Source organism: Methylobacterium nigriterrae, from assembly GCF_037106235.1.
GTDB classification, from domain to species: Bacteria; Pseudomonadota; Alphaproteobacteria; order Rhizobiales; family Beijerinckiaceae; genus Methylobacterium; species Methylobacterium nigriterrae.
This window is the reverse complement of the sequence record NZ_JBAWTG010000005.1, coordinates 47,712-65,457: the sequence shown is the minus strand read 5'-3', so window position 1 is coordinate 65,457 and position 17,746 is coordinate 47,712. Positions and strand designations below refer to the sequence as shown.

Here is a 17,746-nt window from a genome sequence, read left to right as displayed (position 1 = left end):
ACACGCTGGCGGCGAGCAACGCCCTGTCTTTGAGACGACGGTGCGCGGCAGGAAACCGGAACGGGGCTGCCGGTCGATGGCGACGCGCAAGGCTGCGATGAGTAAAAAGGTGTCATGGCCTGCTAATTGAATACTAAAATGAGCAGTTATATCTGCTTTTCTCAAGTACTTACGCGCGGATGGCTTCTATCCTTCGTTAATGGCGCCAGCCCTAGCGTGACGACCATCAGGAGAGATGGTCATGACGTGGTTCAGGCAGGCGCGACGCGCGGAGCGCGATAGCAGGGCGCGGATCGAAGCCCTCGATCGCTCGCTCGCGACGATCGAGTTCGCGCTGGACGGGACCATCCTCGACGCCAACGCGAACTTCCTCGCCGTGATGGGCTACGATCTGCACGAGGTGCAGGGCAAGCATCACCGGCTCTTTGTCGAGCCGGCCGTCGCCGAGAGCGACGCCTATCGGGAGTTCTGGCAGCACCTGAAACGCGGCCAATTCCAGTCCGCGGAGTACAAGCGGATCGGGCGCGGTGGCCGCGAGATCTGGATCCAGGCGACCTACAACCCGATCTTCGACCGCGACGGGCGGCCGATGCGGGTGGTGAAGTTCGCCACCGACGTCACCGCCGAGAAGCTGCGCAACACCGACTGCCAGGGGCAGATCGCGGCGATCAACAAGTCGCAGGCCGTGGTTCACCTGGGCATGGACGGTACCTTCCTGGAAATCAACGACGTCTTCCTCCGCCTGTTCGGCTACGAGCGCGCCGACGTGATCGGGCGCCATCACCGCATGTTCGTCGACCCGGACGTGGCCGAGGGCTGGGACTATGCCTCGTTCTGGCAGAAGCTGAGGGCCGGGGAGTACCAGACGGGCGAGTGCAAGCGCGTCGGCAACGGCGGGCGCGAGGTCTGGATCCAGGCGAGCTACAACCCGATCCTCGGCCTGAACGGCAAACCCTGCAAGATCGTCAAGTTCGCCACCGACGTGACGGCGGGCAAGCTGAAGGCCGCCGACTATACGGGGCAGTTCGAGGCGATCAGCCGCTCGCAGGCCGTGGTCCAGTTCGACCTCAATGGCACCGTGCTCGACGCCAACGACAATTTCTGCGACGCGATGGGTTACCGGATCGGCGAGATCCGCGGTCACCACCACCGCATGTTCGTGGATTCCGAGTACGCGGCGAGCCGCGACTACGAGGAATTCTGGCAGCGCCTGCGCCGCGGCGAGTTCTTCTCGGCAATCTTCGAGCGCGTCGGCCGCAACGGGCGCAAGGTCGCGATCCAGGCTACCTACAACCCGATCCTCGACATGAACGGCCGGCCGTTCAAGATCGTGAAATACGCCACCGACGTGACGCGGAACATGGAGGCGCGCGCCCGAGCCGTCGGCGCCACCTCGCAGACGCTGAGCAATGTACAATCGGTGGCCGCGGCGGCCGAGCAGATGAGCGCCTCGGTCTCCGACATCGCGGAGGTGATGGTGCGCTCGAAGGCGGCCGTCGACGGCATCCACGGCAGGGCCCAGGCCGCCGACCAGGCGCAGATGCGGCTGCGCGAGGCGGCCCAGTCGATGGACGGAGTGGTGCAGGCGATCTCGAAGATCGCCGAGCAGATCAATCTGCTCGCTCTCAACGCGACGATCGAGGCGGTGCGCGCGGGCGAGGCCGGCAAGGGCTTCGCGATCGTGGCCAACGAGGTGAAGAACCTCGCCAACCAGGCGACCGTCGCCACGTCCCGGATCTCCGAGGAGATCACCGGCATGCAGGGCGTCTCCGACGAGGTCGCAGACATCCTCGCCTCGATCACGTCGGGCATCGCCTCCGTGCAGGAATACGTCACTCAGGCGGCCACATCGATCGAGGAGCAGAGCGCGGTGACGCGCGAGATCTCGACGAGCATGCAGAACGCGACGGTGGACGTCCGCAGCATCGGCGAAGGACTGGCCGCCTGGGCATAGCCGGACCTGCGCGCCGCTCCCGTCCCCGCGGAGGCTTGACCGCAGGGCCGGACCCGCTTCAATGCGGGCGGGGTTAGGGCGGATCGAGGAAGCCCGGTCGGGGTGGCGATGACAGGCAAGCGGCTGGTTCCGGTTCTCGCGCTCGGCCTGTCCGTCGCGGGCTGCACGGGCTTCTCCTACATCTCGAAGACCTATGTCAGTCTGACGCCGCAGGTGGTCACGATCGGCTGCAACGACCCCTACGAGATTTATGACCAGCGCCAGCAGCGCCGGATGCTCGTCGTCTCGAACGCCCTGCGCGAGGTGACGGGCTGCGGCCTCGGCGGGCGCTTCGAGGGGCTTGATCCGGGCGAGAGCCGCACCCAGCGCTTCCGCCTCGCGGCCCGGACCTATCTCGACGAGACCGTGCGCGAGGATTGCCAGATCACCGGCGAGACGATCTTCACCGACCTGCAGACCGAGTTCGCCTATGCCTGCGCCGGTCCCGTGGAGCCGCGCGGCGCCAAGGTCCCCCGCCTGCCGGGGCGCGGCGGTCTCGGCGTCGGCCAGCGTTAGGGAGTCTTGTCCGCCGACGTGGCGGCCGGTGCGGCGTGAGACGGCGCGGCGGCATCACGAGCGAGGGCGTCCTCACTCCTGCACGCTCGGGGGATGCGGGAAGGTCCGCTCCATCGCGTCGCCGGCGGCCGCCAGCAGGGCGCGGGCGAGGCTCCGGGCCTCGTTGCGATCGAGATCGAGGATGGCCGTGAGCGGCCGGCCCTCGAGGTCGTTGAGGCCGAACTCGACCCGCACGCCGTCCTCGGCCGCGGCGACCGACAGGCTCCAGTCCCGGCTTCGCTGTGATCCGCTCATCGCCGCTGCGCCTCTGCCCGCATCCGTCCCGCGCGATGCCTGCCCTGCATGGCGGATCGTGGCCCAAGAGGCCAGGGGCTTCGCGCGACGGGAATCGGGACCACGCGATTGACGCTGCGCGCTCCCGTGGTGTTTGTGCGCGCTCGTCACACCACGAAGGGTAACAGGACATGTCCGAGATCTGGTTCCGCACCGGCGAGGCGACGGTGCTCGCCGCCGATGGTCAGTACACGGACGCGATGCCCGAGGTGCTGATCGGCTCGACCCGCGGCCCCGCGGGCCAAGCCTTCGCCAGCATGATGGGGCAGGCGCAGGGCCACACCCGCATGTTCGTGGTGCGCGACCTCAACCAGCTCGTGCGGCCCGCCACCATGATGACCACGAAGGCCACGATCCACACAGCCGAGTACGTGGAGCTTCTCGGCGGCGTGGTCCAGGCGGCGACGGGCGACGCCATCGTCGACTGCATCATCGAGGGCGTCCTGCCGAAGGACGGCCTCGACGAGCTCTGCATGATTATCATGATCTGGCTCGATCCGCGCTGCGCCGAGGATCCGAACCTCGACCGCAAGGACCTCTACCGGACGAACTACGAAGCGACGAAGCTCGCCATCGGCCGCGCGCTCAGGGGAGAGCCCACCGTCGACGAGCTCATCGCCAACCGCAGGACGGTGAAGCACTACGCCCTCGAGGACGTGATCGAGTACTGATCTCGGTCCCGGCGCGGGTCCAGCCGGACCTGCGCCCTCGCGTGTTCCTCTAACCCGGCGGGATGCGCCCCACCGAGCAGAGGGTCCGGATCGACCCGGAGCTGTCGGTGTAGCAGCTCGCCGACCAGCCGTTCTGCTGGATGAAGGACTTGCGGCGCTCGGACAGCGAGGTCTGGTAGGCCTTGCCGAGGACGGCCTGGACGGTGCCGGCCGACTCGCCGACGAGGCGTTCCGAGGCGATCGAGAGATCGCGGAAGAACACGGCCGACGGCGTCGGGTCGCTCGAGCTCGCCTGCACGATGGGCTGGGCCCGGCAGGTGAGATCGATCTTGATGCTGCCCGGCACCTTGATGTCGATGCTGGGGCCCGAGCGCCGCCCGACCTTCCCGCCCGTCGCCGAGGCGATCTGCTGGGCGAGCCCGTCGCACTCGTCGGCGAGCGCGGCGGCCGGTGCGAGGAGGAGAAGGGCGAGGGCGAGTCGAAGCATGGCGGCACTCTACGCGGGCGCGGTCCGTTGTCGAGCGGGCCGGCATCGCGGAGCGCGGGGAATGCGGGGCAGAGGCGCCATGACGCGAACGGGCGGCACTCCGTATCCCACCCCGCACCCGACCCGGGTTTCGCGTGCTCGCTGCCCTGCGCCTGACGATACGATTGAATTCCCGCCCCGGCAGGCGCCTGGACGAGGTGCGCCGATCATCCGACTGAGCCGCCGGTTTGCGCGGCTTCCCTTCGACTTTCCTTCGAGACGACGCTTCGTTGCGGTTCGCACGGCCCTGATCTATGCCGTTCGGAACCGCGCGGCTGATCCGAGCCACGCTCACCATCCGTACAGCGTAAGTGTAAGACAAGAAAGGGTAATTTTCGGGAGATCCCGAGAAATCCCGCCTCTCGGCACAGTGCCATTCATTCTCGCGCTTCACACTGCCGCGCCGGTCGGCGCCGGATCAATCGGGGGACCCTCCATGCGCCTCGTTCGCCTCGCCACGGCCCTGGCGGGCCTGCTTCCGCTCGCCGGGACGGCGCCGGTCCTCGCGCAGCAGGCGCCTCAGGACCCTCCGGCCGCGCAGACGCCCGCGCCGAGCCGGCCGGCGCGGGCGCGATCCGAGCGGGCGCAGGCGCCGAGCCAGCCCATCATGGTCTACGACGCCCGGATCGAGGCGGGGGACCTGCGCATCTCCGGTTCCGTCCGCAGGGGCGGGACCGTGGTGGTGCTGGACGAGGATATCTCGATCATGGCCGACCGGCGCGGCCGCTTCGTGTTCCGGTTGCCCTACCGGCCGCCGACCTGCGTGGCGACGCTCAAGGCCGACGAGGACGAGCGCGAGGTGGTGGTGGCCAATTGCGCGCCGGAGGGGCCGCAGGGTCCGAAGGGCGAACCCGGCCCGACGGGACCCCAGGGCATGGCGGGGCTGCAAGGGCCGGCCGGTCCGCAGGGCGAGGCGGGGCTGCAGGGGGCGTCGGGCCCGCGGGGAGAACCGGGCGAGACGGGCGCGAAGGGCGAGGCAGGTGCCCGAGGCGAGCCCGGCCTCAGGGGATCCGCGGGGCCGCAGGGAGCCGCCGGCGCGCCGGGGCCGGCCGGGCCGCGGGGCGAGCCTGGGGCGCCCGCGAGCGTGTCCGGCCCGGCGCCGTTCAGGGTGGTGCGGACCGAGAACTGCCCGGCGGACGGCTGCACGCTGGCTTGCGAGGCCGGCGAGGTTTTCGTCTCGGCCTATTGTCTGAAGGGCGGCAGCCCGGTCTTCGCCCTCGGCGCCGGCGGCAGCGCGAGCGCCGCCTGCCCGGCCGAGGCCGCCGGCATGGTAGGGTTCTGCGCCAAGCCCTGATGGCCGAGCCGCGATCGCGGAGCCGCGAGGCGTCAGGAGGCTTCGAGCCACGCGAGCATGCCAGCCGCGGCCGCCCGGCCGCTCGCGAAGGCGCCCTGCAAGAGGTAGCCGCCGGTCGGGGCCTCCCAGTCCAGCATCTCGCCCGCCACGAAGGTGCCGGGGCGCGCCCGCAGCATGAACCTGTCGTCGAGGCCGGAGGCCGCGACGCCCCCTGCGCTCGAGATCGCCCGTGCGATCGGCTGCACGGCGTGGAGCCGCAGAGGCGCGGCCTTGATCAGGGCTGCGAGTTCAGGCGCGCCTTGGGGCAGGGGCCCGCGGGCGGCCTCGCGCAGGAGCCCGGCCGCCACGGGGGACAGGCCCGCGGCCTTGCGCAGGCGCGTCGCCGTCGACTGGCCGCCCCGTCCGGCGCCGAGGCGCAGGGCGATGTCGGATTGCGCGAGGTCCGGGCGCAGGTCGAGGACGAGCCGGGCCTCGCTCTCCGCCCCGATCGCCTCGCGCAAGGAGCGCGACAGGGCATAGACGGCCCCGCCCTCAATCCCGTCCCGGGTGATCAGGGCCTCGCCGCGCACCGTGGCGCCGCCGGCGCTCAGCGCGACGCGTTTGAGCGGCGCGCCGGCGAAGCGCTCCCGGAAGAGCTCCGACCACGCCACCGCGAAGCCGGCATTGGCCGGGCGCAGTCCGGAGACCGGTACGCCGGCCTGCTCGAGCAGCGGCACCCAGGCCCCGTCCGAGCCGAGGCGCGGCCAGCTCGCGCCTCCGAGCGCCAGCAGCACCGCCCGGGGCCGCACCGTCAGGGGACCGTCCGGCGTCGAGAAGGCGAGACCGCCCTCGGGCAGTTCGGTCAGCCGGTGCCGGGTCCGGACGGCGACGCCGTGGCGCCCGAGCCGGGCGAGCCAGGCCCGCAGCAGCGGCGAGGCCTTGAAGCTCCTCGGGAAGACCCGCCCGCTCGACCCCACGAAGGTCGGCTCGCCGAGCCCCTCGCACCAGGCCCGCAGGGCCTCGGGCGGGAAGGCGCGGATCGCCTCCGCGAGGCTGCCGTCAGGATGGTAGCGGGCGAGGAAGGCGGGCAGCGGCTCGCTATGGGTCAGATTGAGTCCGCCGCGGCCCGCGATCAGCAGCTTGCGCCCGACGGACGGCATCTGGTCATAGACCGTGACCGCGTGCCCCGCCTGCCCCAGCACCTCCGCCGCCGCGAGCCCCGCCGGCCCGCCGCCGACGATCGCGATGTCCTGATCCGCTTGGCTATCCATGTGCAGGGGAAGGGGGCGGGAGGGCGCCCGTGTCAAGGCAGTCGGGGCGTGGAGGCCACCAGCCGAGAGCGGCGGCGCTGCCGCGGCATGGGTCCGGTCCCGATCCCGCCGCCCGACTTCTACCGGATCAGCAGCAGGGGAACCCCGATGGCGAGGAGCGCGCCGAGGAAGAGCAGCCCGTACAGCGTCCCGAGCTTCCAGAAGTCGACGGTCGGCAGGTAGCCGCTCTCGTAGTAGACGGGCGCCGGCCCCGTCGCGTAGGGCGTGATGATGCCCATGATGCCGGCCGTCATCGCGAGCGCTAGCGCGAGCTTCGCCACGGGCAGTCCCGGGACGCCCATGCCGACGCCCAGCATCACCGGCATCATCGCGGTGGTGTGGGCGGTGATGCTCGCGAACATGTAGTGCGAGAGGAAGTAGATCGCGACGAGCGCGAGGAGCGACAGCGTCGGCGACAACCCGCCCATATGCGTCGCCACGGCGTCGGCGAACCACTTGATGAAGCCCGTCCGGCTAAGGCCGCTGGCCAGCGTGACGAGCAGCGCGAGGAGCGACAGCGTCGTCCAGGCTGCCTTGTTGGCCGCCATGTCCTCCCAGGCGATGACGCGCGTCACCAGCATCAGCGCGAGCACGATGAGCGCCGCCGTCGTCGCCTCGACGTATTCGCCGCCGAAGACCCACATGACGACGGCGAGGAAGACTAGCACCCCGAGCGTCACCTCGCGCCGCGAGAGCGAGCCCATGCGGGCGAGCTCGGCCTCGGCCCAGGCCGGCACCTCCGCGCTGCGCTTGATGCGTGGCGGGTAGAGGACGTAGGTCAGCACCGGCAGGACCAAGAGCAGGGGCAGCGCGAACGGCGCGGCGGCGAAGAACCATTCCGCCCAGCTGATCTCGACATGGGCGATCTTGCGGATGAACTCGATCGCCAGCAGGTTCGGGGCGAGCGCGGTCAGGAACAGCGAGCTGGTGATGCAGCCTGCCGCGAAGGTCGTCCACATCAGGTAGCCGCCGACGTCGCGCGCCGAGGGCTCGTTCGGCATCGAGCCGAACAGGGGCGGCAGGTTGCGCACCACCGGGAAGATCGTGCCGGCGCTGCGGGCGGTGTTCGAAGGGGTGAAGGGCGCCAGGATCGCGTCGGTGAGCGTGACGGCGTAGCCGAGCCGGAGCGTGCTGCGCCCGAGCGCACGCACGAGCAGGAGCGCGATCCGCCGCCCGAGCCCCGTCTTCTCGTAGCCGAGCCCGAACATGAAGGCGGTGAAGACCAGCCAGACGGTCGGGTTGGCGAAGCCCGAGAGCGCCCAGCGCAGGGACTCGTCCGCCACCTTGAAGCCGGGCTTGGCCCCCTCCGCGGTGCCGAACAGCACCCAGGGGGCGAGCACCGTGACGACGACCACGCCGATCAGCCCCACCGCGGGGCCGGGCAGGGGCTCGACCACGAGGCCGGCGATGACGGCGGCGAAGATCGCGAAGTAGTACCAGGCGTGGGGCGCGAGCCCGGCGGGGACGGGAATGAGCGCGATCGCGACGGCGACGACCAGGGGCAGCAGGATGCGCCACGGGCTCGCCCGATGCGGCTTCGACGGAACCCGCGCGGACCCGGCTGCCGGATTGCTGTCGGTGGTCATCGAACTCCCCCTTCCCGCACCGGCCCTTCGAAGGCCTCCGTCATTCTTCGTGACGGACACCGACGCCCGGCGCGCTCCGGCCGCGCCCGGATCGCCGGTCCGCGCCTGCGCGGCTCCCGAACGGCCGGGACGCCACGGACCCAATCTCCGCTCGGGGGAAGTCCCGGTCAATGCGGAGCGGCGCCCGCCCACGCCCTTGATTCACTCTCCTCCCGTCCCTAACTCGCGCTGATCGGCTGCGGGCCCCTCTGGCGGACGCAAACCATGCCTCCGTGATGTCGGAGCCGATGCTTTCCTCCGGAAGAAGCATCAATGGTCCGCGAATGGTCGATTTCCTGTACATCGCGTGGCTCGGCAAGCCGATCTGGATGTGGCTCGGGTTCCACGCCCTGATCATCGGCCTCCTGGCCTTCGACCTCGGCCTCCTGCACCGCGACAAGAACCACGAGATCGGCGTCAGGGAGAGCCTCGGGCTCACCGCCTTCTATCTCACCCTCGGCCTGATCTTCGGCGGCTGGGTCTGGTGGTATCTCGGGCCGCGGGCGGGCCAGGAATACGTGGCCGGCCTCGTCGTCGAGAAGTCGCTGTCGATGGACAACGTCTTCGTGATCGCCGTCATCCTGTCGGCACTCGGCATCCCGCGCGCCGCCCAGCACCGGGTGCTGGTCTGGGGCATCCTGGCGGCGATCCTGCTGCGCGGCCTGATGATCGGCCTCGGCGCTGCCCTCGTGCATCAGGCCGCCTGGGTGCTGTCGCTGTTCGCCGCCTTCCTGATCTATGCCGGCATCAAGATGCTCGTCTCGAAGGATGAGGAGGAGGGCGACCTGCAGGACAACGCCGCCGTGCGCTGGCTGCACCGGACCTTGCGCATCACGCCCGAACTGCACGGCCAGCGCTTCGTGGTGCGCAGAGCCGATCCCCGGAGCGGCAGGCGGGTCCTGTGGCTGACGCCGCTCGCGCTTGCGCTCGTCCTCGTCAACGGCGCCGACGTGATCTTCGCGGTCGACAGCGTGCCGGCGATCTTCGCGATCACCACCGACACCTTCGTAGTCTACACCTCGAACATCTTCGCGATCCTGGGGCTTCGCGCCCTCTACTTCGCGCTCGCCGCGATGGTCGACCGCTTCGCCTACCTCAAGACGGCGCTTGCCTTCATCCTGATCTTCATCGGCGCCAAGATCGTGGTGGCCGACACCTTCGGCCTCATGGATGTCCCGCCATGGGTCTCGCTCGCGGTCACGCTGGTGCTGCTCTGCGCCGGCATCGCCTACAGCCTGTGGCGCACCCGCGGCGAGGCCCCTGAGCCGCGGGTCGAGCGGCGCGAGGCGGAGATCCGCGGCCGGGCGTGAGGGTGCGACCGGCTTCCGCCCCTCACCCCGGCAGCGCCGCGATCAGGTCGCGCAGGGTCGTGATGGTGGAGGCGTCCGCGACCCCGTCCACGCGGGCCTGCCGGAAATGGCGCTGGAAGGCGGTCACGACCGCGTGGGTCGGGTCGTCGAACCGGCCGGTCACGGCCAGGTCGTAGCCGTAGAGGCCGAGCATGGCCTGAAGCGCCTCGATCGGCTGGCCCGCATCGCCCCGCGCGAAGAAACGGCCGTCCCGCAACGGTGCCGGGGGCACGTGGTGGCCGAGGCCCTTCCGGGCGAGCCGGTCCCAGGGAAAGACTTCGCCGGGATCCTCCTTGCGCGCGGGCGCGACGTCGGAATGTGCGAGCACGCGCTCGGGCGGGATGCGCCAGCGCGCCGCGATGTCGCGCCCGAGCGCGATCACGGTCGCGATCTGGGGATCTGGATAGGCCGGCAATCCCCCGACATGGCCGGGATGCGCGATCTCGATGCCGATCGAGCGCGAGTTGACGTCGCGCTCGCCCTTCCAGGCTGCGGCGCCTGCGTGCCAGGCGCGGCGGCCCTCCGGCACCATCTGCACCGCGCGCCCGTCCTCAAACACGAAGTAATGGGCCGAGACCTCGGCTACTGGGTTGGCGAGGCGCTGCAGCGCGGCGCTCGCCGTCTCCATGCCGGTGTAGTGCAGGATCAGCAGGTCGGGGGGCGGGCCCTGTCGCTCGCCGTGGTTCGGTGAGGGCACGACGCCAGCGGCGACGGGACTTTCGGGCGAGGCCTTCACCGCAGGCCCCGTTCGGCGGCGATCCGGTCGTGGGCCGCGTTGATGGCGGCGAGCCGCCGGGTCGCGATCGCCACCGCCTCCGGCGGCAGGCCGCGGGCGATCGCCCGGTCCGGGTGGTTCTCGGCGACGAGCTGCCGGTGGCGCGCCTTGACCTCGGCGTCGCTCGCCGAGTCGTCGAGGCCGAGGATCAGGTAGGCGTCGCCCGCGAGCGCCACATGGCGGGCGGCGATGCGCCGGAATTCGGACTCGCCGAAGCCGAAGATCCCGGCCACCGCCCGCAGGTAGCGATCCTCCGCTTCATGGATGGCGCCGTCCGCTTTGGCGATGTGGAACAGGCCGTCCAGCACGTCCTCGAGCAGCGCCGGCGTGTCGCTGAAGGCGGCGGCGAGCTGGCGGGCATAGGCCTCGAAGCCGCTGGTGGTGGCCTTGGCGAGGTCGAACAGGCGCGTCACGCCTGGCCGCTCGGCCTCGCCCACCTGTACCACCTTCCCGAAGGCCTCAACTTCCGACTGCGTCACCACGCCGTCGGACTTCGCCATCTTGGCTGCGAGCGCCACGAGTCCGGTGGTGAAGACCACGTCGCGGGGCGTCGCGCCGAACAGCGCGCCCTCCCGGTCGACGAGGAAATGGCCCGCCACCCCCCCGATCAGCGCCCCGAGCGGGCCGCCGATCGCCATGCCGAGCCCGACGCCCCCGAGCTTGCCCCAGATGCCGGAGGTCATTGCGAGCCCCGGGCGGGGCGAAGGGCTGGATCTCGGGTCGGCGGCATGGGCCTTCGGAATCGACGGAGCGGCGCGCCGGGCGAGGCGTCGAACCGCGGTGAAACGCGCGCTCCCGATACCCGCTCCGGCGGCGACAAAAAAGGGGCCGGAGCGCGAGGCCCCGGCCCCTCGAGACCCGCCTGGATCCCGGGATCAGCGGCAGTAGACGTTGCCGTAGGGGTCCCGGTAGGTGCCGTAAGGGCATTGCGGGGCGGTCGCAGCGCCCACGATGGCGCCGCTCGCGCCGCCGATCGCGGCCCCCGCCAGCGCCCCGCCCGCACGGCCCGTCGCGGCGCCGCCGATCGCCGCGCCCGCGAGCGCGCCGAGGCCGGCGCCGCCGAGGGCGCGGTCCTGCGGGGTGTTGCAGGCGCCGACCGAGAGGGCGAGGGTGCCGGCCAGCGCGGCGGCCATGATCTTTTTCATGAGGTCGGGACTCCCTTGTGCGTGGCGTATTCCGGCGTTTAGCCGTGGTGCGGGCCGAGCTTAGCCATTCTGTCGGGGGAATGCACGCGAACGGCCAAGGTTCCCGGAGGTGCCTTGCAGCGCGCCCCAAAAACCTTCCCTTCGGGCGCGGAAGAGCCGATATGGGCGGCCGATGCGCGTCGTCGGGCGCCAGCCGAGCGAGGAATCCATGCTGCGAGCCACCACGATCGTCCGCAAGGCGGCGGTCCGCCCCGAGCAGGTCGTCGACACCATTACCCTCGACCACGCGGGTCGGCGCCGGAACAGCGGTTCGCTCACCGCGGAGAGCGGCTTGAGCTTCGAGCTCGCGCTCGCCAGGGCCGCCCTCCTCGATGACGGCGACGCGTTGCGCCTCGAGGACGGTCGCCTCGTGCAGGTGCGGGCGGCCGGCGAGGCGCTCCTCGAGGTGCGGGCCGAGAACCCCGCCCGGCTGATGCGGCTCGCTTGGCAGCTCGGCGGCAGCCACGTGGCGGCCGAGATCGCCGCTGATGCGCTCTACGTGCCGGCCTCGCCCGCCAACGCCGAGCTGATCCGCGGCCAGGGCTGCACCGCGACCGCTGTCACCCGCGCCTTCCGCCCCGAGCGCGAGGCCCACGACCACAGCACCTGCGGGCACGAGCATCATCACCGTGCCCACGATCATGGGCACGAGCACCACGACCACCGGCACGACCCTGCGCACGATCACGGCCACCGGCACGAGCACGCCCACAGCCACGGCCCGGGCTGCGGCTGCGGGCACGACCACTGACCCCGCCCCCGCATTGATGCGCGGGCCCTCGCCCTCTATCTCGGCCCGATGACGCCCGCCGACATCCGCTTCTCGGTCGCCCCCATGATGGACTGGACCGACCGGCATTGCCGGGCGTTCCATCGCGTCCTGTCGCGGCGTGCGCGCCTCTATACCGAGATGGTGACGACGGGGGCCCTGCTGCACGGGCCGCGCGAGCGCCTGCTCGCCTTCTCGGAGGCCGAGCATCCGGTCGCGGTCCAGCTCGGCGGATCCGACCCGGCCGCGCTCGCCGAGGCCGCCCGGATCGCGGAAGGATTCGGCTACGACGAGATCAACCTCAACGTCGGCTGCCCCTCGGACCGGGTCCAGGACGGGCGCTTCGGCGCCTGTCTGATGCGCGAGCCCGGCCTCGTCGGCGAGTGCGTCGCGGCCATGAAGGCAACCGTCTCGGTGCCCGTCACGGTCAAGTGCCGCATCGGCGTCGACGACCAGGATCCCGAGGCCGCCCTCGACGCGCTTGCCGACGCGGTGGTGCGCGCGGGCGTCGACGCCCTCGTGGTACATGCCCGCAAGGCGTGGCTGCAGGGACTCTCTCCGAAGGAGAACCGCGACGTGCCGCCCCTCGACTACGACCGCGTAGTGCGTCTCAAACGGGCCCGGCCCGGCCTGCCTGTCACGGTCAATGGCGGCGTCACCTCGATGGCGCAGGCCCGCCGGCACCTCGACGAGTTCGACGGCGTCATGATGGGGCGCAAAGCCTACAGCGACCCGGCCGTGCTCCTCGCGATCGATCCCGAGTTGTTCGGCGAGCCGGCGCCGGTGGCCGATCCGTTCGCGGCGCTGGAGGCTTTTGCGCCCTACATGGCGCGGGCGCTCGCCGGGGGCACGCGCCTGCACAGCCTGACCCGGCACACGCTCGGCCTGTTCAATGGCCGTCCCGGCGCGCGCGCCTATCGCCGCCACCTCGCGACCTGCGGCATGCGCTCGGACGCGGATCTCGCGACCCTGCGCGAGGCCGTGGCGCTCGTCTCGCGGGAGCTGCCCGAGGCCGCCTGACCCGGGTCAGTCTGATCTTAGTCAGCAAAGTATTGAGCAGATGTTGCTGCCTTGCAACACGATGCAATGCAGTAAAATATGACAGGATTATGAACGCGCGACGAACGTCGATTTCCCCGACACCTCCGGCCGGGTCTCAGAAGACGATTCTTTACCGGAGGGGTTTATGTTCAGGCACAGTGTCTCCGTCGCGGCCATCTTGGCCGGAACTTTGGGAGGCGGGCTCCTCGGCACCGATGCGCGGGCGCAGGCCGTCAACACGACGCCGGCGAACGTCAACGTGCTCAATCTGCTCGCACCGTTTCTGAGCCTGAACGGCACGACGGTCGGCCAGCAGACGCTGCAGCTCAACCTCTCGCAGGGCGTCACCGACAATCAGGCGGCCAATACCGCGCGCCAGCAACTCGCGATCAGCGACAAGACCCTTCCGGGCAGCCTGTTCAACGGCTCGGTCGGTTCGATCACGCTCGCCGACGGCACGAGGCTTGCCCTTGGCCCGGGCGATAACATCGCGGGCGGCCTGCCGCTGCAGGCGATCCAGAACAGCACCAGCGGGGCGCGCGGAACGCTGAACCCGCTGCAGCCTGTCGGCGGTCTCGGCGTTCAGCTCGGACTGATCTATCAGACCGGCATTCGCGCGAGCTCCCTGACGAATGGTCCGCTGACGAACACCTTCACGCTGCTCAACAACACCTACAACTTCACCAGCAGCGATCTCGGCGTGGCGAAGAACTACTTCGCGAACGGCGCTGCGACCAATCCGAGCACGGTCCCGGCGGGCTACGTCCCGGTTCCGGCCGTGGCGCCCGTCGGCTTCACGCTGCCGACCGCGCCCTACACGATCCCGGCCGGCTCGCCCGCCGGCGCGGCCGGTTCGACGGGCCGGCTGCCCAACACCTCCGACAGCGTGCTCGACCTCGCCTACGGCGTGCGCAACACGCAGATGGGCCAGAACGTCTATGGCAACTCGCGCCCGGTTCAGGTCGCGCCGTCGAGCTACAACATCTTCGATCCCTCCGCGCTCGATGGGCTTGCCACCAACGCGTCCTTCCCGAGCGGCCACACCAATTACGCCTTCACGGACGGCTATCTCCTGGCGATGCTGGTGCCGCAGCAATACCAGAGCCTGCTGCTGCGCGCCGCCGAATACGGCGACAGCCGCATCGTGCTCGGCGTTCATTACCCGCTCGACATCATCGCTTCGCGCGCGTTCTCGGCCTACGATCTCGCCCAGGCCCTCACCAACCCGGCCTACATCAACAACGCCGCCACGACCGGCACGGCGATCAACCTGCCGAACCTGTTCACGGCGGCGCAGGGCGAGCTTCAGAACTACCTCTCGGCGCAGTGCGGCAACACCGTCGCGGCCTGCGCTTCCTCCTCGCAGAACACGGCCGGCAATCCCTACCTCCCCTCGGCCGCCAGCCAGGCGCTCTATCAGAGCCGGCTGACCTACGGCCTGCCGACGCTGACCTTCGCACAGGCCCCCCGGGAGGCCGCGCCGGCGGGCGGCCCCGACGCGTCGATCCTGCTGGCGCCGCTCTACGGCGGCAGCACGGTCGCCGCCAAGACGATCGCCCCGAATGGCGGCCTCTACGGCTCACTCCAGACGAGCACCATCAACCAGATCCTGATGAATACTGAGACCAACGCGCTCGCGGCCTTCTACGGTACGCCGCTGAGCTACTGGTCGCGCCTCGACCTCTACTCGGCCGCCGGCTATTTCGGGAACGTCACCGGCACCCTGATGCTCGATCCGGCCGACCGCGTCACCACGACCGTCACGGTCGGCGCCGGCGGCGTGCTCGGCGGCAGCGGCACGGTGGGCGGCCTCAACGTGCTGTCGGGCGCGGCGGTCGCGCCCGGCAACGGCATCGGCACCCTCTCGGTCGCCGGCAACGTGAGCTTCGCGCCGGGCTCGGTCTACCAGGTCGACGCGAATGCGGCCGGCCAGTCCGACCGCATCGCCGCGACCGGCACCGCCAGCCTGGCGGGCGGCACCGTGCAGGTGCAGGCCGTCAGCGGCAGCTACGATCCGCGCACCCGCTACTCGATCCTCACGGCTGCTGGCGGCGTGGCCGGCCAGTTCTCGGGCGTCACCGCGAACTTCGCCTTCCTGATCCCGAGCCTCGATTACACGGCCAACGAGGTCGACCTGACGCTGACCCGCAACGACGTGCCCTTCGCCGGCATCGCCCAGAACCGCAACCAGGCCGCGGTGGCGACCGCGATCCAGGCCGGCGGGCCCGGCACCGGCGCCTACGACCGCACCGTCGGCCTCTCGACGCCGCAGGCGCAGGGCGCCTTCGGGGCGCTCGCGGGCGACATCCACGCCAGCACGGTCTCGGCCGAATTCCAGACCGCCTTCTTCGTGCGGGAGGCGATCCTCGACCGCCTGCGCTGGGGCGCCACGCCGGGCTCCGCCGAGGGCCTGAACTACGGAACGTTGCCCGCGACCTACACGGCCGACCTGCCGGGGCGGCGCGCCCCGCTCGCCGCCGTGCCGGCCCGCGTGCTCGACCCGCGCGTCTTCGGCCTCTGGGGCCAGGGCTTCGGCGCCTTCGGCGACGCGCGCGGCGACGGCAATGCAGCTGGCCTCTCGCGCCAGACCAGCGGCTTCGTGCTCGGCGCCGACCTGCGACTCGAGAGCGGCCTGCGCCTCGGCGTGGCGGGCGGCTACTCGACGACGAGCCTCGACACGGCGGGCCGGCTGCAATCGGCCTCGATCGAGAGCGGCTTCGGCGGCGTCTACGGCGGCTACGAGTTCGGGCCGGTGTCCCTGCGCCTCGGCGCGGTCTACGCCGACAACGCGACGCGCCTGCGCCGCACCGTGCTGTTCGCAGGCTTCTCCGACGCGCCGACCGCACGCACGGGCGGCTCGACCATCCAGGGCTTCGGCGAGCTCGGCTATCGCATCCCGCTCGGGGCGGTGCCGGCCGCCCTCGTCAGCAAGGGGCCGAGCCCGCTCCCGGCCGCGCCGCTCGCCTATATCGAGCCCTTCGTGGGCGGCGCCTACGTGAGCATCGGCCGGGACCGCTTCGCGGAGACGGGTGGCATCGCGGCGCTCACGAGCTTCGCCCGCGACTACGACCTCGGCACCATCACGGCCGGCGTGCGGGCGCAGACGAGCCTCGATCTCGGCCTCGGCCTGCCGCTCTCGGCCCGCGGCCTCGTCGGCTATCGCCGCGCCTTCGGCGACGTGGTGCCGACCGCACTGCTCGCCTTCGGCACCGGCCCGACCTTCCTGACGGCCGGCATCCCGATTGACCGCGACGCGCTGGTCGCCGAGGCGGGCCTCGACCTGCGGGTCGCCCCGAATGCGACGCTCGGGGTCGCCTATACGGGCCAGGTCGGAAACCGGGCCGAGGACCACGCGGTGAAGGGCAACTTCACCTACCGGTTCTGAAACCGGCAAGGGGCGCCGGGCGGGACTCAGCGCCCCTGCAGGATCAGGCGGTCGCCCCGGACCTCGTAGGAGGGCAGGCGGCTCAGGAAGGTCTGGCCGAGCAGGTTGTCCGAGAGGTCGCCCGGCCGGCTCACCATGGCGGGGACGCGACGCTCGGTGATCGGGCCGATGCGAATCGAATCGAGGTAGATCGGGGCCGCGTAGGTGACCCCGTTCGCGGTGGCGACCCGGGTGGTAAAGTCGCGCTCGTTCGGGCGGATGCCGAGCGCGGCCGCGTTCTCGGCGGTGAGCACCACGGCGCTCGCGCCGGTGTCGAAGGTGAAGCTCTGGCCGCGCCCGTTCACCTCGGCGTCCACGGCGAAGGGACCGTCCCGGCGCCGCGTGATCGTGACGGCGCCGCCCGGCCCGATCGACGCGGTGCCGGGGCGCAATTCGCCCATCACGCGGGCGCCGACGCCCTGGAACTGGTCGCGGTAGGAATAGGCGACGACGCAGGCGAGACCGAGCAGTGCCCAGATCAGGAGGGCCCGCAAGTTCTCGCCCATCCCGCCGCGGAACTGGCGCCAGAATCCCGCCACGACAAGCGCCAGGATGGTGCCGCCCCAGGCGAGCCCGGCGAGCTGATCGGGCTCGATCACGCCCCCGATCCGGCTCGTCCCGTCCGTGGCGACCAAGACGACGAGCACCAGGCCGAGCGCGATGAGCCCCAGATAGATCATGTCCTCGCCCGCATCTCCGCGGGCTTCAGATAGGCATCGCGCAGCCGCGCTTCGAGACCGGCCATGATGGCGCGGCGCTGCGGCTCGGACAGCGAGCCCCAGAGCGCGATCTCGTTGCGAGTGCGCCCGCAGCCCCGACAGAGGCCGGTCGCCGCATCGAGGACGCAGACCTTGGTGCAGGGGCTCGATGGCTTCGGGGACGTGCTTATCGGGGACGTGCTCATGGAGCGTGTCCATGCCCGCAGGGCGCCGCCCCGATCAAGCCCGCGGCGCCGCT

Annotated in this window: 17 protein-coding genes; 8 read left to right on the top strand and 9 right to left on the bottom strand. The window is 71.0% G+C overall.

Translation table 11 applies throughout. The annotated features are described in order from the left end of the window. Nucleotides 1-241 precede the first annotated feature (241 nt). Both WDW90_RS05275 and WDW90_RS05270 read left to right on the top strand, forming a co-directional pair. On the top strand, nucleotides 242-1,954 hold the full coding sequence (locus WDW90_RS05275; protein WP_336486255.1) for a methyl-accepting chemotaxis protein: 1,713 nt from the start codon (nucleotides 242-244) through the stop codon (nucleotides 1,952-1,954). Nucleotides 1,955-2,062: 108 nt separating this feature from the next. Further along, on the top strand, nucleotides 2,063-2,509 hold the full coding sequence (locus tag WDW90_RS05270) for a hypothetical protein (RefSeq protein ID WP_336486373.1): 447 nt from the start codon (nucleotides 2,063-2,065) through the stop codon (nucleotides 2,507-2,509). 72 nt (nucleotides 2,510-2,581) lie between these two features. Here the strand turns inward: WDW90_RS05270 and WDW90_RS05265 are convergent, their stop codons facing one another. Continuing rightward, complete coding sequence (locus WDW90_RS05265) at nucleotides 2,582-2,803, bottom strand: hypothetical protein (RefSeq protein WP_336486254.1); 222 nt, start codon at nucleotides 2,801-2,803, stop codon at nucleotides 2,582-2,584. Nucleotides 2,804-2,973: 170 nt separating this feature from the next. Here WDW90_RS05265 and WDW90_RS05260 point away from each other — a divergent pair, with 170 nt between their 5' ends. After that, nucleotides 2,974-3,513 (top strand): formaldehyde-activating enzyme, encoded by a 540-nt coding sequence (locus WDW90_RS05260; protein WP_336486253.1) that lies wholly within the window; start codon nucleotides 2,974-2,976, stop codon nucleotides 3,511-3,513. Nucleotides 3,514-3,562: 49 nt separating this feature from the next. Here the strand turns inward: WDW90_RS05260 and WDW90_RS05255 are convergent, their stop codons facing one another. Then, entirely contained in the window at nucleotides 3,563-4,000 is a 438-nt protein-coding gene (locus WDW90_RS05255) for a hypothetical protein (protein ID WP_336486252.1), read from the bottom strand. A 475-nt stretch (nucleotides 4,001-4,475) separates the two neighbouring features. Here WDW90_RS05255 and WDW90_RS05250 point away from each other — a divergent pair, with 475 nt between their 5' ends. Next, nucleotides 4,476-5,333, top strand: coding sequence for a collagen-like domain-containing protein (locus WDW90_RS05250; protein WP_336486251.1), 858 nt, complete (start codon nucleotides 4,476-4,478; stop codon nucleotides 5,331-5,333). A gap of 32 nt (nucleotides 5,334-5,365) precedes the next feature. Here WDW90_RS05250 and WDW90_RS05245 read toward each other — a convergent pair whose 3' ends face one another. Continuing rightward, nucleotides 5,366-6,583, bottom strand: a complete 1,218-nt coding sequence (locus WDW90_RS05245) for a TIGR03862 family flavoprotein (RefSeq protein ID WP_336486250.1) — start codon at nucleotides 6,581-6,583, stop codon at nucleotides 5,366-5,368. A gap of 119 nt (nucleotides 6,584-6,702) precedes the next feature. Then, nucleotides 6,703-8,208: an anion permease gene (locus tag WDW90_RS05240; protein WP_336486249.1), complete on the bottom strand. Its 1,506-nt coding sequence runs from the start codon at nucleotides 8,206-8,208 to the stop codon at nucleotides 6,703-6,705. A 323-nt stretch (nucleotides 8,209-8,531) separates the two neighbouring features. Here WDW90_RS05240 and WDW90_RS05235 point away from each other — a divergent pair, with 323 nt between their 5' ends. Continuing rightward, on the top strand, nucleotides 8,532-9,557 hold the full coding sequence (locus WDW90_RS05235) for a TerC family protein (RefSeq protein ID WP_336486248.1): 1,026 nt from the start codon (nucleotides 8,532-8,534) through the stop codon (nucleotides 9,555-9,557). 22 nt (nucleotides 9,558-9,579) lie between these two features. Here the strand turns inward: WDW90_RS05235 and WDW90_RS05230 are convergent, their stop codons facing one another. From WDW90_RS05230 to WDW90_RS05220, 3 genes are all read right to left on the bottom strand, one after another. Then, the gene (locus WDW90_RS05230) at nucleotides 9,580-10,332 is read right to left on the bottom strand and encodes an N-acetylmuramoyl-L-alanine amidase (RefSeq protein ID WP_336486246.1); all 753 of its coding nucleotides are present in this window, start codon (nucleotides 10,330-10,332) and stop codon (nucleotides 9,580-9,582) included. Next, entirely contained in the window at nucleotides 10,329-11,054 is a 726-nt protein-coding gene (locus WDW90_RS05225) for a TerB family tellurite resistance protein (protein ID WP_336486245.1), read from the bottom strand. The genes WDW90_RS05230 and WDW90_RS05225 overlap by 4 nt, the downstream gene beginning before the upstream one ends. A 192-nt stretch (nucleotides 11,055-11,246) precedes the next feature. Then, complete coding sequence (locus WDW90_RS05220) at nucleotides 11,247-11,516, bottom strand: YMGG-like glycine zipper-containing protein (protein ID WP_336486244.1); 270 nt, start codon at nucleotides 11,514-11,516, stop codon at nucleotides 11,247-11,249. A gap of 208 nt (nucleotides 11,517-11,724) precedes the next feature. Here WDW90_RS05220 and WDW90_RS05215 point away from each other — a divergent pair, with 208 nt between their 5' ends. The 3 genes from WDW90_RS05215 (at nucleotide 11,725) to WDW90_RS05205 (ending at nucleotide 16,750) form a co-directional block, all read left to right on the top strand. Beyond that, nucleotides 11,725-12,306: an urease accessory protein UreE gene (locus WDW90_RS05215; RefSeq protein ID WP_336486243.1), complete on the top strand. Its 582-nt coding sequence runs from the start codon at nucleotides 11,725-11,727 to the stop codon at nucleotides 12,304-12,306. A 48-nt stretch (nucleotides 12,307-12,354) separates the two neighbouring features. Then, nucleotides 12,355-13,344: a tRNA dihydrouridine(20/20a) synthase DusA gene (gene dusA / locus WDW90_RS05210; RefSeq protein WP_336486242.1), complete on the top strand. Its 990-nt coding sequence runs from the start codon at nucleotides 12,355-12,357 to the stop codon at nucleotides 13,342-13,344. Nucleotides 13,345-13,510: 166 nt separating this feature from the next. Continuing rightward, a complete protein-coding gene (locus WDW90_RS05205; RefSeq protein ID WP_336486240.1) occupies nucleotides 13,511-16,750 on the top strand; it encodes an autotransporter family protein in 3,240 nt (1,079 codons plus the stop codon). 26 nt (nucleotides 16,751-16,776) lie between these two features. Here WDW90_RS05205 and WDW90_RS05200 read toward each other — a convergent pair whose 3' ends face one another. Beyond that, nucleotides 16,777-17,469 (bottom strand): retropepsin-like aspartic protease family protein, encoded by a 693-nt coding sequence (locus WDW90_RS05200; protein WP_336486239.1) that lies wholly within the window; start codon nucleotides 17,467-17,469, stop codon nucleotides 16,777-16,779. Beyond that, a complete protein-coding gene (locus WDW90_RS05195) occupies nucleotides 17,466-17,693 on the bottom strand; it encodes a DUF1289 domain-containing protein (protein WP_336486237.1) in 228 nt (75 codons plus the stop codon). Before WDW90_RS05195 ends, WDW90_RS05200 begins: the two co-directional genes overlap by 4 nt. Between the last annotated feature and the right edge of the window lie 53 nt (nucleotides 17,694-17,746).